This window comes from Leisingera sp. M527, assembly GCF_025141525.1.
Taxonomy (GTDB): Bacteria; Pseudomonadota; Alphaproteobacteria; order Rhodobacterales; family Rhodobacteraceae; genus Leisingera.
The window spans coordinates 50,833-66,016 of sequence record NZ_CP081042.1; the positions used below are offsets into that span (position 1 = coordinate 50,833).

General features: G+C 63.1%; 9 protein-coding genes and 1 pseudogene. 6 read left to right on the forward strand and 4 right to left on the reverse strand.

Annotated elements, in window-relative coordinates; genetic code table 11:
• Nucleotides 1-54 precede the first annotated feature (54 nt).
• Nucleotides 55-405, forward strand: coding sequence for an META domain-containing protein (locus K3555_RS24225; RefSeq protein ID WP_260009295.1), 351 nt, complete (start codon nt 55-57; stop codon nt 403-405).
• A gap of 134 nt (nt 406-539) precedes the next feature.
• On the opposite strand, the gene K3555_RS24230 is transcribed toward K3555_RS24225, so the two are convergent.
• Nucleotides 540-1,634 (reverse strand): ParB/RepB/Spo0J family partition protein, encoded by a 1,095-nt coding sequence (locus K3555_RS24230; protein ID WP_260009297.1) that lies wholly within the window; start codon nt 1,632-1,634, stop codon nt 540-542.
• Nucleotides 1,612-3,033 (reverse strand): AAA family ATPase, encoded by a 1,422-nt coding sequence (locus tag K3555_RS24235; RefSeq protein ID WP_260009299.1) that lies wholly within the window; start codon nt 3,031-3,033, stop codon nt 1,612-1,614. Before K3555_RS24235 ends, K3555_RS24230 begins: the two co-directional genes overlap by 23 nt.
• Nucleotides 3,034-3,624: 591 nt before the next feature.
• Between K3555_RS24235 and K3555_RS24240 the strand changes: the two genes are divergently transcribed.
• Nucleotides 3,625-4,908 (forward strand): replication initiation protein, encoded by a 1,284-nt coding sequence (locus tag K3555_RS24240; RefSeq protein ID WP_260009301.1) that lies wholly within the window; start codon nt 3,625-3,627, stop codon nt 4,906-4,908.
• A gap of 74 nt (nt 4,909-4,982) precedes the next feature.
• Here the strand turns inward: K3555_RS24240 and K3555_RS24245 are convergent, their stop codons facing one another.
• Complete coding sequence (locus tag K3555_RS24245) at nt 4,983-8,024, reverse strand: efflux RND transporter permease subunit (RefSeq protein ID WP_260009302.1); 3,042 nt, start codon at nt 8,022-8,024, stop codon at nt 4,983-4,985.
• Between the two features lie 10 nt (nt 8,025-8,034).
• Nucleotides 8,035-9,075 carry an efflux RND transporter periplasmic adaptor subunit gene (locus K3555_RS24250; protein ID WP_260009304.1) on the reverse strand — a complete coding sequence of 347 codons (1,041 nt, stop codon included), beginning with the start codon at nt 9,073-9,075 and terminating at the stop codon, nt 8,035-8,037.
• A gap of 287 nt (nt 9,076-9,362) precedes the next feature.
• On the opposite strand from K3555_RS24250, the pseudogene K3555_RS24255 reads away from it, so the two are divergent.
• From K3555_RS24255 to K3555_RS24270, 4 genes and pseudogenes are all read left to right on the forward strand, one after another.
• Nucleotides 9,363-10,576: pseudogene (locus K3555_RS24255) on the forward strand (IS5 family transposase).
• A 21-nt stretch (nt 10,577-10,597) separates the two neighbouring features.
• Nucleotides 10,598-11,401 carry a hypothetical protein gene (locus K3555_RS24260; protein WP_260009306.1) on the forward strand — a complete coding sequence of 268 codons (804 nt, stop codon included), beginning with the start codon at nt 10,598-10,600 and terminating at the stop codon, nt 11,399-11,401.
• A gap of 369 nt (nt 11,402-11,770) precedes the next feature.
• Entirely contained in the window at nt 11,771-14,392 is a 2,622-nt protein-coding gene (locus K3555_RS24265) for a cation-transporting P-type ATPase (protein WP_260009308.1), read from the forward strand.
• A 44-nt stretch (nt 14,393-14,436) separates the two neighbouring features.
• Nucleotides 14,437-15,150, forward strand: coding sequence for a VIT1/CCC1 transporter family protein (locus K3555_RS24270; RefSeq protein WP_260009370.1), 714 nt, complete (start codon nt 14,437-14,439; stop codon nt 15,148-15,150).
• The last annotated feature ends 34 nt before the right edge of the window (nt 15,151-15,184 follow it).

The following is a 15,184-nucleotide window of genomic DNA, read 5'->3' on the forward strand; positions in this document are numbered from 1 at the left end:
GCGGTGTGTTCATTTGCCTCTGACACCGCGACCGGACACAACGGAGAGATTTCAATGGCTTCAACCACGGCAGAAAGCTTTGACGGCGCCTGGATTGTGCAAAAGGTCCAGGGCGTTGATCTGGCGCAGTTCGATGACCTGCGGTTTGATTTCGACGGCGGCACGCTTTACGGCTCCAGCCCCTGCAGAAGTTTCACCACAACCTTCGGGCCAAACATGCAGAACATCATGTTTTCACCGCTTCAGATCGGCGGCGGGCTGTGCGGCGAAACAGCGATGATCGCCGAGCGGGATTTCCTGCAACAGGTCGGGCTGGTCAACCGGATGGAGCTGACCGGGGACGGGCAGCTGGTGATGTATAACTTCGACACGCCGCTCTTGTGGGCCGAACGGATGCCTGGATGACCCGGCACAGGTTTCGCTGCGAAACCTGCCGAGTTACCCGGCAGCCGGATTTGCAAAAGACATAGCGGAACGGAAAAACCCCGGTCCTGCCAGGACCGGGGTTTCGCTGCGAAACCAGGAACCGGCGCCCTGCTCTATCCACCGTGCTCCAGCAGGTGGCGCACATTGTCCATGACCGCATCAACCAGTTCAGCCGTCACTTCGCCGCCGGAGAACCGGATGGCATAGCCGCCGGGCCCGTATTCGCGTTCGATCGTAATGCCGCTGGCAACACGGGTCCTGCGGGTGCGCTCCACCTTTTGCGCGGTCTTGGGGCGCCCCCCCCGGCTGGTGTCCTGCGGGGCGCCTTCAGCGTCCTCAACCATCGGCAGCATGGCCTCCCATTCCTCAGCCGCCGAGCGCCCCTCTGCCCGCTCCAGCGCGGTCCGCAACCGTTCCGCCCAACCGTTCCGCAAGGCGGCGGCCAGACGCAGGCATTGGCGTTCATTGAGGCCGGTTGCATGGGACAGCATATCGCCCAGTTCCTCGTGGATCAGGGCAAAAGAGCGGATCTTGGAGCGCTTGGCCTTGGAGGCGTTCTGGAACAGCACCGCAACCGCCTCGTCCACCGTCGGGAACACCCCGTCATGCACCGCCGAGGCCGCCGCCCTGCCCCGTTCGTACTGGCTGAGGCCCGAGCGGATTTCGTTTTCCTCGATCATCGAGACCAGCGCATTTGCAAGGCTGCCGGGCTCGCGGATGAACGCCGGGATGGTCTGGAACCGTTCGCCGCCGCTCAGCCCGTTCAAGCGGCGCAGGGCTGTCAGGCGGCGGTATCCGGAGACCAGCGCGTATTTGCCCGCGTCCTCGGGGTTGAGCGGCTCGAACACCTCGATCGGCAAGCGCAGCCCATTGACCGAGATCGAGGTCATCAGCTCCTGCATCTCCTCCTCGTCCAGCACGATCCGGTCGCGGTTCAGGGCGTCTGCGGTGATCTCTTCCAGCGGGATTTCCACCGCCACCAGCCCTTTGCTGGTCGCGTCGCGCAGGCGTTCGGCGTCTGCCTTATCACGGGCTGCTGCCTCGCGGTCGGCCTGCGGCATCGGGTCCGCGTGGCGGGCGGCATCGGCAACCACATCGGCAATCGGAGGCCGCAGGCCCGGGCCGCGCGACAGATCGCGGTCAATGCCGGCTTCGATCTCTTTCAGTGCCTCAGGCGAGGGGGTCTCAAGCTGTCTGCGTCTGGCCATCTTCGCTCTCCTCGGTGTTGCCTTCTGCCTGCTGCATCTGCTGATCGCGCCACCAGCTGCCGATCAGCAGTTCCTTGAACTCCGCATAGGTGCGGTCGAACACCTCGCGGCCGCGCACATAAGTATCGCGGTTGAAGTTGCGGTAATCCGCCTCGTAGATGCCGGAAACACTTTCGCCGGCCTGGCCGACCATGGCGGTGTAGTCCTGCCGGTAGGCGTTCATCATGTCGCCGAAATAGGCCTGGATCACATTGGCCAGATCGGTCTGCTGGCTGGCGTCAAAACGGGTGATCAGGGCGCGCACCACATCCCATTCGAACTTCATCTCCGGCAGCCCGGCGCGGCGGCGGCCGGCATTTTCACCGTCCTCGATCGAGGCGAAAGTGGAATAGAGCATGTCGAAGAACCGGCCCGTGGAGTCGAACTCAAGGAAGGACGCGCCAAGCGGCACCATCAGGATGTCGGCGGCAGCCAGCGCGTTGATGGTCAGGTAGCCGAGGGCAGGGGGGGTATCCAGCAGGACGATGTCATAGTCATCCAGCGCGCCGCCCTGATCCAAAGCGTTGGTCAGCGCGTCCCACAGCGCCCAATTGCGCAGCCCCATGCGCCAGACCGGGATCTGGAATTCAGCCCAGTAAAGGTTCAGCTGGGCGCCAATGAGGTCGATGTTGGGCCAGTGGGTTTTCTGCACCACGTTTCGCAGCGAAACCTCCCGCGCTTCGGTCAGGGTTTCGTCCAGCGGAATGGGATCGAGGCCGGAGGCGGCGCGGACCTTGTTTTCAGCCTCCACAGCCTCGGCATAGTCGCGGGCCAGCAGCGGGAAAACGGTTTGCCATTCGTCGGCCACCTGGCCGCCCATGATCGAGGTCATCGATCCCTGGCTGTCCAGATCGACCACCAGCACCTTGTAACCGTCAAGTGCTGCCGACATTGCCAGATGCGCTGCGGTGGAGGTCTTGCCGACGCCGCCCTTGAAGTTGGCCACGGCCACGACCTTGGCGGGCAAGCCTTCGGGGCGGTAGGGGCGGTATTCCTTGGTGCTGATGCCTTCTTCGGCGAAATGGTCGCGCAGCTTCAGCACATCTTCCAGGGTGAACCAGCGCGAGCCGCTGGCGCCCTCGCCCTGGGGCAGGTCCGGGTTCTTGTTCAGCACCCGGCGCAGGTGGGCGGGGGCGACCGGGATCAGGTAGCGGCAGACCTCCCACGTTGAAAAACTGCGCAGGCGTTTGCGCCCGTCCGGGGCGTAGCCGCGTTTGGCCAAGTCATCGCGCCCTCGGCCGGCAAAGGCGGCAGCCTTGGCGAACCGGGCGGTGTCGACAAGCTCGCCCAGTTTGGCGGCGGCAGCCTCGGGGTCGAGGTTGAAATAGGGGGGCAGGGGGGTGTCGGGTTTCTTTGCCATGTGACGGGTGCCTCGGGTATATCGCCTGTTTGGCGTGTTATCACCGCTTTTGTGGCACATCCTGGAGAGAGTGTGAATCATATTCTAGCAACGCATCTGTTTTCCGCCGCCGTCCGTATCCCGCGGAATATATGAGTCTTTTCCCCAATATTCATAATGGCACAAACAGATTGAAATGTTGTGAATCTTTGATTCAGTTTAGAGTCTTTGGGGTCAGTAAGTTTCGGTATATCAGATGCTTACATATGTTTGGGGACCTGTATCCAGTATTAAAGGAACCCGTTTGCAGGAGCATTGGTACCCGTCTGCGGGAGCAAGGGCCCCGATTCGCAGGAAGACAGGCACCCGCGACTCGCAGACCGCAAATCAGGCGGTTTCAGGATCCATATTAGCCGGAAAACCGGGGAAACCAGCGCTGAATGGCGCCTGAATCCGGAGAGACAGGATAAAGGTACCCGTTTGCGGGACGAGGCTTTCCCGTAAATGGGTCCCCAATGCAGGATTGAGCGCGGGTTCCTTTTAAGCCATAGTACCGCCAAGGCAGGCCCCGGAGAGTCGCAAAGACCGGCACGGGGACAGGAGGGCAGGGCGATGGACGCCAAAGACATCCCGCACAACAAGCTGACTGGCCCGCTGCGCCGCGGGTCGGTGAAGAAGAATGTGGCGGCCATTCATGTCTCGGGCAAGCTGACGCTGCTGCAGCGCAAACTGTCGAATGTGCTGCTGCTGAATGCCTATGACACGCTGATCACAAAACCCAAGCATCAGATCGACGCGCAGACGCTGTGCATGATGGTGGGCTATAACTCCAATGATATGGAGACGCTGAAGCAGTCGCTGCGCAGCCTGGCGGAGACGGTGGCGGAATGGGATATGCTGGATGAGCAGGGGCGGCAGGAATGGGGGGTCAGTTCCTTGCTGTCTTATGCCAAGCTGTCGGGGGGTGTGTGCGAATATGCCTATTCTCCGGCGCTGGCGGAGAAGCTGCATGACCCCAAGGTCTTTGCGCTGATCAATCTGAACATCCAGCGCCGGTTCACCTCCGGCCATGCGCTGGCGCTTTATGAAAACTGCTACCGTTTTGTGCGCACGGGGTCGACGGGCTGGTGGGAAATCGCGCTATTCCGGCGCCTGATGGGGGTGGATGGCAGCGCCTATTACGAGAGCTTCAAGCATCTGAATGCCAAGATCATCAAGCCGGCGGTGGCGGAGGTGAACAAGACCTCGAACATCCTTTTGACGCCGGAGTTCAAGAAGATGGGGCGGCAGGTGGCCGAGGTGCGGTTCCTGATCAAGGAGAACCCGCAGCTGGCGATGCTGGACATTGATGACGGGGCAGGGGTGCGGCAGGGGGCGGTGTATTCCCAGCTGATCGGCCTGGGCGTCAGCGACCGGCTGGCGCGGCAGTGGATCGCCGAGCACGGCGAAGATTACGTGGCCGAAAAGGTCGGCTATCTGAAGGGTAAGAAGGGCGTGGACAGCCCGGTGCGCTATCTGAGCGCGGCCTTGCGGGACGATTACAAGGACGTGCCGGCCGAGGCAGTGAAAGAGGTTTCGCCCGAGGTTCTGGCGGCGGCTGAGGCGCGCCGTGCGGCAGAGGCCGAGGCGGCCCGGCTTGCGGCAGCAGAGGACGCAGTCAAGGCGCGGGAGCGGTCGCTGAGGGCGCAGCGGCTGGAGCGGATCCGGGATCTGGCCGCCGGACGTTCACCGACGCAGAGAGATGCGGACAAGCGGCTGTTCCTGAGCCGCCTGGAAACAGAGATCGACCGCGAGGAGTTCCGCAACCGCGGCTGGGCGGCGGCGCTGCTGGCCGGTGAGATGGCGCAATTCTGGGAAGAGCTGATCCCCGGCGCGCTGGAGGATCTGGCAGGGTAGGGCGGGCCGCTTAAGGGAAGCGGCCCGGCAGGATCAGGCGGCGGGCCTGACCCCGGTTTGCAGATGGCGGAGGGTTAAACCCCCGCCATTTCCTGTTTCTCTACCCGCCGGAAGAAGATCAGGTAGAACACCGGCGCGGCCACCAGGGTAAGCACCGTGGCAAAGGCCAGGCCGCCCATGATGGTGATTGCCATCGACACAAAGAAGGCGTCGGTCAGGAGCGGCGCCATGCCAAGGATCGTGGTCACCGCCGCCAGCATCACCGGGCGCAGACGCGACACTGACGCCTCGACGATGGCTTCGCGCAGGGGCAGGCCGGTTTCGCGCACCAGGTCGATTTCCTCGACCAGGACAATGCCGTTTTTGATCAGCATCCCCGACAGGCTGAGCAGACCCAGAAGGGCGGTGAAAGTGAAGGGGAAGCCGGTGCCCAGAAGCCCGATCACCACGCCGTTCACGGACATCGGCACCAACAGCCAGATGATCACCGGCTGGCGGATCGCGTTGAACAAAAGCACCGAGATCAGCACCATGATCAGCAGCGTGACCGGCAGCTGCTTGCCCAGGGACTCATTCGCATCGCCCGAGCTTTCATGCTCGCCGCCCCATTCCATCAGGTAGCCGGGCGGGATGTCCATCGCCTCGATGGTTTCCTGCACCTCGGCAAAGACGGTGGCGGCGGTCAGCTCCGGCGGGATGTCGGCGCCGACGGTCAGGGTCGGCAGCCGGTCGCGGCGGTGCACCAAGGTGTTTTCCATGACCACATCAACGCCGTCGATCATCTGTTCCAGCGGCACGAACTTGCCGGCCGAAGAAGAGAAGACCACCTGATCATAGATGTTGTAGGGATCCTGCGGCGCGCGGCGCACGACGATGGGGATCAGCCGGTCGCGTTCGCGGAACACCCCCATTTGCAGCCCGTCGGTGGAAAACTGCAGCGCATCGGCGATGTTTTCGCGGGTGACGCCGGCGGTTTGCGCCCGGTCGTTGGCATAGACCGGTTTCAGCACGGGTTCCTGCTCGCGCCAGTCGTGGCGCGGGGTCAGGATATTGGCAGAGGCCGCTTCAAGCCGCTGAACGGCTTCCTCGCCCAGTCTGCGCAGCACGCGGGGGTCGGGGCCGGAAAAGCGCACCTGAATCGGATCGCCGCCGCCGGGGCCGAACACCAGCCGCTTGGTGCGGAATTCGCCCTCGGGGAACTGCGCCTGGCCGAATGCTTCGAGTTCGGCCTGCAGCGGCGGGATCGCATCCAGGGTTTCGGTGCGGATGATCAGATGGCCATAGCTGGGGTTCGGCTTTTCGGCCGAGTAGGTCAGCATGAAGCGGGTGGCGCCCTGGCCGGTGAAGGAGGCAACCGAGACCACGTCGTCGCGTTCGCCCAGCCAGTCCTCGAACACTTTCAGGTGCTTGGATGTCGTCTGGATCGAGGTGCCCTGCGGCAGCTTGTAGTGGACAAAGAACAGCGGCGTGTTGGAGTCCGGGAAGAACTGCTGTTTCACCTGACCGAAGCCGATGAAACAGATCACGGTGATGCCCGCCAGCCCGGCCACCACCAGCCAGCGCAGTTTCAGCGCCGCCGCCAGGATCTTGCCATAGGTGCGGAACAGGAGGCCGCCGTAGGCATCGCTGCCGCCGTCCTTGCCTTGTTTGAAGAAATAGTGGCCCAGCAGCGGCGTTGCGGTCAGCGCCAAAAGCCAGCTGAGCAGCAATGAGATCGCGATGACGGCAAACAGCGAGAACAGGAATTCACCCGTTGAATCAGGGCTGAGGCCGATGCCGGCAAAGGCCATGATGCCGATGACGGTAGCGCCCAAGAGCGGGATCTGGGTTTTCGAGGCGGCATCATGCGCGGCCTCGCGCGAGGTTTTGCCGCGCTGCATGGAGATCTGCATCCCCTCGGCAACCACAATGGCGTTGTCCACCAGCATTCCCATGGCGATAATCAGCGCACCGAGTGAAATCCGTTCCATCTCGATTGAGAACATGTTCATGAAGAACAGGGTGCCGACCACGGTCAGAAGCAAGGTCGAGCCCACCACCACGGCGGCGCGCCAGCCCATGAACAGGGCCAGAACCACAACAACAATGCTGACCGACATCGCCAGGTTGACCAGGAAGTCGTTCGAGGCCTGCTCAACCACCACATGCTGCTGGTAGATCGGTTTCAGGTCCACGCCATAGGGGATCCGGCTGTCCAATGCGGCCAGTTTGGCGTCGACGTTTTGCCCCACTTCGACGATGTTTTCGGTGGCAAGGCCGGCAATGCCAAGGGTAAAGGCCTCAACCCCGTCAAAGCGGATCAGCAGGTCCGGGTCGCTGATGCGGCCGCGGTGTACGTCGGCCATGTCGATGACATTGACCACTTCGCCCTGCGAGCCGATGGTGAGGCCTGCAATTTCAGTGACCGAGTCCGAGCCTTCCGGGGCGCTGAGCCGGGTGTCCGCGGCGCCTGCCTCAAGACTGCCGGAGGGCCGGACAGAGTTGGCATTGGCCAAAGCGCTGCTGATAGCGTCGATCGGGATGTTTTGATTGACCGCAATCGCCATTTTGGGTTCGACAAAGACCGCCTCTGGCGGCAGCCCTGTGATCTCTACATCGGCCACGCCGTCCACTGTCAGCAGCTCGCGCCGCAGGTAGGTGGCCAGCTCGTGTTTTTCGGCGTCGCTGTAGCCCTCGGCGGTGACCGCGTAGAACAGGCCGAACACATCGCCAAAACCGTCATTGACGTATGGCTGGCTGACGCCTTCAGGCAGGGCGCGGGCCGCATCACGGACTTCGGCGCGCAGTTTGGTCCAGATCGCCGGCAGCTCGGTGCCGTCGTAAGTGTCCTGCATCTCCACTTCGATCAGCGAAGAGCCGGGCCGGTTCACCGAGGTGATCCGTTTCACCTCGCCCATTTTCTGGATCGCGGATTCCAGCGGTTCCGAGACCTCCAGCGCCACCTGGGCACTGCTGGCGCCGGGGTACTGGGTCGCGATGACCGCGGATTTGATGGTAAAGGCCGGGTCTTCCAGGCGGCCAAGGTTCAGAAAGCCCCAGATCCCGCCGAACAAGGCGGCGAGCATGATGAGCCAGGTGTAAAGCGGCCGGTTGATCGACCCGCGTGCAATGTCCATGCGCCCGCCCTCAGTTGCCGAAGCCGGTGAAACGGCTGACCTGCTGGCCGTCTTCCAGCGCGGTGCCGCCGGTCAGCACGATCTCTTCGCCGCCTTTGAGGCCCTCCGCGATGCGGAAGTCGCCGTTCTGGGTCGCTTCGACCTTTACCGGGGTCCAGGTGACGGTGCCGTCTTCGGCGCCTGCCGGGGCAAACACCATCACCCCGGTGCTGCCATCGGCGGCGGCAATCAGCGCCGTGCCGGGCACCCGGATCGCGGTATCGCCGGTATCAACGCGCACATTCACCGTGGCCGAGGCGCCGGGCAGGATCTGGCGGTCGTCGGGCGGGGTCAGGCGGAAGGTCACCCGGTAGGTCTGGCCAACGCTGCTGGCCTCGGCGTCGAATTCCAGGATTTCCAGCGGATAGTCTGTGTCCTGGCCGGGGAAATTGGCCACAATCGTCAGCACATCGCTTTGATCGGCCTGCTGGAACAGAACCTCGGGCACGTCCACCTTGATGTGCAGTTCGGACATGTCGTGCAGCCGCACAACCGGGGTGCCGGCGGAGATGGTGGTGAATTGCTCCACTTCGCGGCTGGAGACCAGCGCATCAAACGGAGCATTCAGGGTTGCATGGCCAAGCGCATAGTCGGCATCCCGCAGGGCGACACGGGCCAGGCCCGCCTCGGTCTCGGCGTCGTCAATCGAGACCTGGCTGACGGTGCCGCTCAGCTTTTCCAGCCGCACCACCGTTCGGTCGGCCTGTTGCTTGCGCAGCTGCGCCTGTTCCAGCTGCAGTTCGAACGGCTCAAGGTCCAGTTCGGCAATCAAGCCGCCCTGCGCGACAGAGCCGCCTTCGGTGACCGGGAATTTCAGGATCTGCCCGCTGACCTGAAAGGCCAGATCAACCGTCTGTTTGGCGGCAACCTGGCCGAAGAACTGCCGTTCCAGCAGCAGGGAATCCGATGAGGTTTGCAGCAGTTTCACGGGTTTCAGCGATTCCTGGGCCGCGGCGGCCGCGGATAGGGCGGCAATACCGCCCGCAAGGGCAAGGGATCTGCTCCAACGCATTCTAGTCACTCCTTCCGGGCGGTTTTGCCGCCTGTCCGCATCATTGTCTTGTTCGCTGCCACGCCCGGTCGCGCAACCAGCCCGCAGATCAGCCGGTGGGCCGGTCTGCCGGGGAATTTGCGGCCTATATCCCAGTTGCAGGAACTTTCCTGTGAACGAGGTCACAATGCAACGGTTTCCAAAGGGCATGCGGTTTTCCTGCCGCACAATAATGCAGTTAGCGGGGCTTTGTTGCACAAACGGCGTGAGGGATTCCCTGTTTGAATCCAGTGGGGTAGCAACGGCGCATGAGCAGTTGGTCCCCTACGACGTACAAGACCAGGAACTGGCCTTCGTACAACACGGCGCTGAGGCAGCGCGGTTCGCTATTGATCTGGTTTGATCCTGATATGGAATGGTATGCCCCGTCGACCGGCAAGCGCGGTCGTCAGCGCGAGTTCAGCGACGCGGCAATTCAGGTTTGTCTCACGATGAAGGTACTATTCGGCATGCCCCTTCGCCAGATCGAGCCATGGGAACGCCACTGGTCCGAGAGACCATGGCGAGGCGGCTTCGTCGAAAGCTTGTTGCGGCTGGCAGGCTTTGACTGGAAAATACCGAACTTCAGCACTCTGTGCCGTCCATTGCCCGGCAGGCGAATTGCATCGCAAATCTGCCGAGAGGGGCCAAAAGACGTTGAGCGTGGCCATCCCCTATCGCGGAGGGGCGGGTTCTTTGCACCTGCTGATCGACGCGACCGGGATCAAAGCGGAAGGTGAAGGAGAGTGGAACGCCCGTAAGCCCCCTCTCGCACATGCCATGCATGTGCTGCCGGGCAGCGGGCGGGCCAAAGAAGCGCCTTTGGCGCAAGCTCCATCCCGGTATGGATGAAGAAACACTGGAGATCCGCGCGGTTGGCGTCACGGCAAGCAATGTCGGCCCCTCTCGGCAGATTTCTGCAGAAATCGCCTGCCGGGCAAAGGACGCTCCAATTCTGCCCGGCCTCCTTAACCAGATCCCGCCCGGCCAGGAGATTGCCACGGTCACCGCCCCCTCCCGGCAGCATCCTGCGGATGCGCCTGCCGGGCAGTGGATGGGGCTTATGACACGCGCAGATGCCACAATGTGATTGCCGCTCGCGGAGCCGCCGCCGCTCGCCATTGTGCTGGAACCAGTGGCGCATCAATGGCTCGCTCCCGCCGCGTAAGAATGCCCAACTTTGGAAGCCTGCCACGGCGGGAGCTATCGCGCGAAACGAAGCTGTGAGGGCCTGCAAATATCTTGGACGGGCACTCTGGCGAAAGTTGACCGGCTATCACCGCCGAAGCCGCGCCGAAACGAAACCTTTCGTGACATTGCTGTGCAATGCACTGCCGGTCAGTGGATGAACTGCGTCAAACGCCTTGGTCAAGGCATCATGGCACGGGACTTCGACCGACAGGTCGCTGAACTCCAGATCCGGATCGCGGTGCTGAACCGCTACACCGCTCTTGGCATACCCCTCACAGAGCCCGTAGGATAAGTCCGTCTGGGGAAAGGCGAAGTGTGCTCAAACCCCGATTTGTGCAACAAAGCCGGTGCTGACCTAAAAAACCTGCTGAACGAGGCCGCCATTAATGCAGCCCGGCGGCACGCAGCGGACATTACCAGTGCGGATCTTCAGGAAGCCCGGGACAAGGTGATGATGGGAACCGTGCGGACTCTGGCTCTCAAACCCGAAGAGCGGCATCGTTTGGCAGTGCATGAAGCCGACCATACAGCTGCAGCCTATTTCACCCCGGAAGCTGATCCGCTGTATAAGGTCACGATCATTCCGCGCGGCCGCAGTCTTGGCGGAACCCACATGCTGAGCCGCGAAGAGCACCATACCCTGCCTGAGAATTACCTGCGCGCTCAACTGACAATCCTACTGGCGGGCAGGGCGGACGAAAAGCTGTTGGCCGGCTCTGTCAGCTCTGGCGCAGATGATGATATCAACCGGGCGACCACGCTCGCGCGGTCCATGGTGGCACGCTGGGGCATGACCGAGGAGCTTGGCCCCGTCGACCTTAGGCAGACAGAGGATCACCCCTTCCTCGGACAATCCATCGCTCAACCGCGCAAACATGCAGACGAGACAGCAGCCCAGGTGGATCAGGCTGTGATGAAACTTCTGAAAACCGCTGAAGCCGCCGCCGCAGAACTCCTCGAAGCCCATCGGGCAGAGGTCAGCCTGCTGGTTCACGAACTTGAAAGGAGGGAGACGCTGAACTTTGGAGAAATCAAAGCCTGCCTATCCTCGGACGGCAAGGTCTGTCCGCTTAACAAATCAGCCTCTGACAGTTGTCCTGAAAAGTCCCGCCGTTAGACATAACTATGATTGGCGAGGCGTAATTGCCGGTAGGCAGCTTTGCGAAGTTTTGAGCCTAACGTTCTGATGTGACAACGATCCCCGTCAGCACCAGCGCAACGCTGCAAGGGCGGATCTTCACGGAATTCAGTTTTGCTTGAGCGGGTTACGTATCGTTTTCCCTGCCTTCCCGCTTGGGCGCAAGCAGGAACTCGTTGACAAGGCACCGTCCCTTGCGAGTTCGCAATGCCTTGATACCGGGGAGCATATCGGCCTGCAGGCTGGTAGAAAAACCGCTGGCCTGCGACGCCTGAATGGTTGCCGAGTGTGGCCGGATTGCGGCAGGCTGGGATTGGCAGCTGCATAGTGCCGCGGAGGGCAGAAGGCATGGCGAACACAGGTCAGGAAAGCAGCGGTCTGCGACATTGTGGGCTGACGCGGCAGCAGGTGGAGACTGCTCGCAAGAAACATGGCTGGAATGAGCTGCCAAAGGGAAAACGCACCGGCCCTCTGCGTGTCTTTCTCCGCCAATTCAGCAATTTCCTGGTGCTGATTCTGATTGCCGCCGGGATCATCGCATTTACCGTGGGCGAATATGCTGACACGCTGGCGATCGGGCTGGTGATCGGGCTGAACGGGGTCTTGGGATTTGTGCAGGAATGGCGGGCGGAAACCGCGCTGGAGAGCCTGCGCAGCATGCTGTCGCCGCAGGCGCTGGTGGTGCGGAACGGGCACGAGAAGGTGATCCAAGCGCGCGAACTGGTGCCCGGCGATCTGATCATTCTGGAGGCGGGCGCCCGGGTGCCCGCCGATGCGCGCCTGGAGGAAGCGGCCGGGCTGCGGGTGGATGAAAGCGCCCTGACCGGGGAATCGGTTCCTATCAGCAAAGCCCCTGGCACAGACGCGGCGGAAGTTTTTGCGGGCACGGTAGTGGCCGCGGGGCGGGCGCTGGCGGTAACCACGGCCACCGGCGCGCACACCTCGTTCGGGCAAATCGCCTCGCTGACCGGGTCGGTGGGCCTGAAAAAGACCAATCTGCAGGTGCAGCTGGGCCGCCTGGCCCGTCAGCTGGGGTTTGCAGCGCTTGCCATCGCCGCTGCGATTCTGGCGCTTGGGCTCTACATGGGGCGGAATGCGGCGGAGATGTTCATGACCGGCCTGTCGCTGTCAGTGGCGATGGTGCCGGAGGGGCTGCCCGCGGTGGTTACCATCACCCTGGCCCTGGGGGCGGCGGCAATGGTGCGCCAGAAGGCGCTGGCGCGCCGCCTGCAGGCGGTGGAAACGCTGGGCGCGGCTTCGGTCATTTGCACCGACAAGACCGGCACCTTAACCGAAAACAAGATGACGGCAACCCGGGTCTGGACGCTGGACCGCATCTATCAGGTCACCGGCACCGGCTATGACCCGACGGGCCATATTGCTTGGAAGGGTGCCGTCACCAGCGCGCGGGAGGATGCGGTACTGGCGGAGCTGCTGGAAGCGGGACTGACCTGCACCCATGCCAGTCTGCACCAAGAGGGCGACCACTGGCAGATGACCGGTGCCCCGACCGAGGGCGCGCTGGTCACCCTGGGCTGCAAAGGCTGGGCAGAGCTGCCGCCGCCGGATGCGGTGCTGGCGGAAATCCCGTTCAGCAGCGAGCGCAAGCGGATGAGCGTGCTGGTGCAGAGCAGCTGCGGCGAAAAGGTCTTGACCAAGGGCGCGCCGGAGCAGGTTCTGGGCATCTGCACCCTGGTTCTGACGCAGGATGGCCCGCGCAGGCTGGGCGCAGAGGAGACGGCAGCCATCACCGAAGCCTATGAGGCGATGGCCGCAGAAGGGCTGCGGGTGATCGGCCTTGCAAATGGCGCGGCGCAGGGCGGCGGGATCCGCGAGAAGGACATGACATTTCTGGGGCTGACCGGGCTGATTGACCCGCCGCGGCCGGAGGTGCGGGCCGCAATCGGCGCGGCCCGGTCGGCGGGCATCCGGGTGATCATGATCACCGGCGACAGCCCGCTGACCGCTGGGGCGATTGCCCGCCAGCTGGGGCTGCCTGCCGGCAAGACCCTGACCGGCGATGCGCTGGAGGCGCTGGAAGATGCGGAGCTGGATCAGCTCTTGCAGCAGGATGTGCTGTTTGCCCGCACCCGTCCTGCGCATAAGATGCGGATCGTCTCGGCCCTGCAAGGGCAGCATCAGATCGTGGCCATGACTGGCGACGGGGTGAACGATGCGCCGGCCTTGAAACAGGCCGACATCGGCGTTTCGATGGGGGTGCGGGGCACGGATGTGGCCAAGGATGCATCCGACCTGGTGCTGCTGGATGATAACTTTGCCACCATCGTGCGGGCCATCGGCGAGGGGCGGCGGCAGTTTTCCAATGTGCGCAAGTTCGTGCGTTACCTGCTGTCCTCCAATGCGGGGGAAGTGATTGCGCTCTTGATCAATATCCTGATCGGAGGGCCGCTGATTTTCTTGGCCACCCAGATCCTGTGGATGAACCTGGTCACGGACGGGGTGACGGCCGTGGCGCTGGGTCTGGAGAAGGGCGAGCCGGACCAGATGGAGCACCCACCGCGCAAAAAGGACACGCCGATCGTGGGGCAGGGCGGCCTGCTGACTATTCTGGCGCTGGGGCTTTATACCGGGCTCGCCAGCTTGTGGCTGTTTCTGCATCTTCTGGATGGAAACGAGGATCTGGCCCGCACCGCCGCCTTTACTGCCATGGTGGTCTTTGAGAAGGCCAGCGTCTTTGCCTTCCGCTCCTTGCATCTGCCGTGCTGGCGGATCGGGTTCTTCAGCAATCCGCTGCTGCTGGCGGCGCTGATTGTAACCATCGGGGCGCAGGTGGCGGCAGTGTACTGGCCGCCGTTGCAGGTGCTGCTGCACACAGTGCCGCTGCAATGGGACCAGTGGGGGCTGATCACCCTGCTGGTGCTGCCCATCCTGCTGGTGCCGGAGGGACTGAAAACCCTGCGCTACCTTGCCGCCCGCCGCGGGCACAGGCGGGCAGCCGCGGCGGCTTGACCTCCCTCAATGCGGTTATTGCCGATCCGGGCCATCCTGCGGGCATGAAGGGCGATCACAGTCACAGCAAGGAAGACATCGCGCGCCGTCTGGCCGGCAGCAACGGCACCGGACGGTTGCGGGACGCGGTTTACGGCGGCATCGACGGCGCGGTGACCACCTTTGCGATTGCCGCGGGCGTCGAGGGGGCCGGGTTTTCGCAAGGCGTGATCATCGCCCTGGGCATCGCCAACGTGCTGGCGGACGGGTTTTCCATGGCGGCGGCCAATTACCTGGGCACCAAGGCGGATCTGGACGACCGGCGGCGCCTGTACAGAGTGGAGAAGCGCCATATCCGCCAGTATCCTGAGGGCGAGCGCGAGGAGCTGCGCCAGATCTTCCAGGAGCTGGGGCTGAGCGGCGACGTGCTGGAAGGGGCGGTGCGGTCCGTGGCCGCCAAGCCGGAGAAGTGGATCTCTGTGATGCTGACCAGCGAATACGGGCTGGCCCCGGCCGAGCCCAGCCCGGTGGCGGCGGCGCTGACGACCTTTGCCGCCTTCATGGCAGCAGGCATCGTGCCGCTCTTGCCGTTCATGTTGGGGCTGCCCGATCCGTTCCTGACGGCGGCCATTGCCACCGGGGCAGTGTTTTTCGGTATAGGCGCCAGCAAAAGCGTCTGGTCGCTGGCACCCTGGTGGAAATCCGGGCTGGAAACGCTGGCCATCGGCTCCTGCGCGGCTGCGGTGGCTTATCTGGCGGGCAGCCTGTTCCGGGTTTGAGCCGGATCAAGGGGGGCGGGGCGGTTTGGCCCTA

Bases quoted from the DNA above. Each gene is read 5' to 3' on its own strand.
- K3555_RS24225 (WP_260009295.1), top strand. From the start codon at position 55: ATGGCTTCAACCACGGCAGAAAGCTTTGACGGCGCCTGGATTGTGCAA.
- K3555_RS24230 (WP_260009297.1), bottom strand. From the start codon at position 1,634: ATGGCCAGACGCAGACAGCTTGAGACCCCCTCGCCTGAGGCACTGAAA.
- K3555_RS24235 (WP_260009299.1), bottom strand. From the start codon at position 3,033: ATGGCAAAGAAACCCGACACCCCCCTGCCCCCCTATTTCAACCTCGAC.
- K3555_RS24240 (WP_260009301.1), top strand. From the start codon at position 3,625: ATGGACGCCAAAGACATCCCGCACAACAAGCTGACTGGCCCGCTGCGC.
- K3555_RS24245 (WP_260009302.1), bottom strand. From the start codon at position 8,024: ATGGACATTGCACGCGGGTCGATCAACCGGCCGCTTTACACCTGGCTC.
- K3555_RS24250 (WP_260009304.1), bottom strand. From the start codon at position 9,075: ATGCGTTGGAGCAGATCCCTTGCCCTTGCGGGCGGTATTGCCGCCCTA.
- K3555_RS24265 (WP_260009308.1), top strand. From the start codon at position 11,771: ATGGCGAACACAGGTCAGGAAAGCAGCGGTCTGCGACATTGTGGGCTG.
- K3555_RS24270 (WP_260009370.1), top strand. From the start codon at position 14,437: ATGAAGGGCGATCACAGTCACAGCAAGGAAGACATCGCGCGCCGTCTG.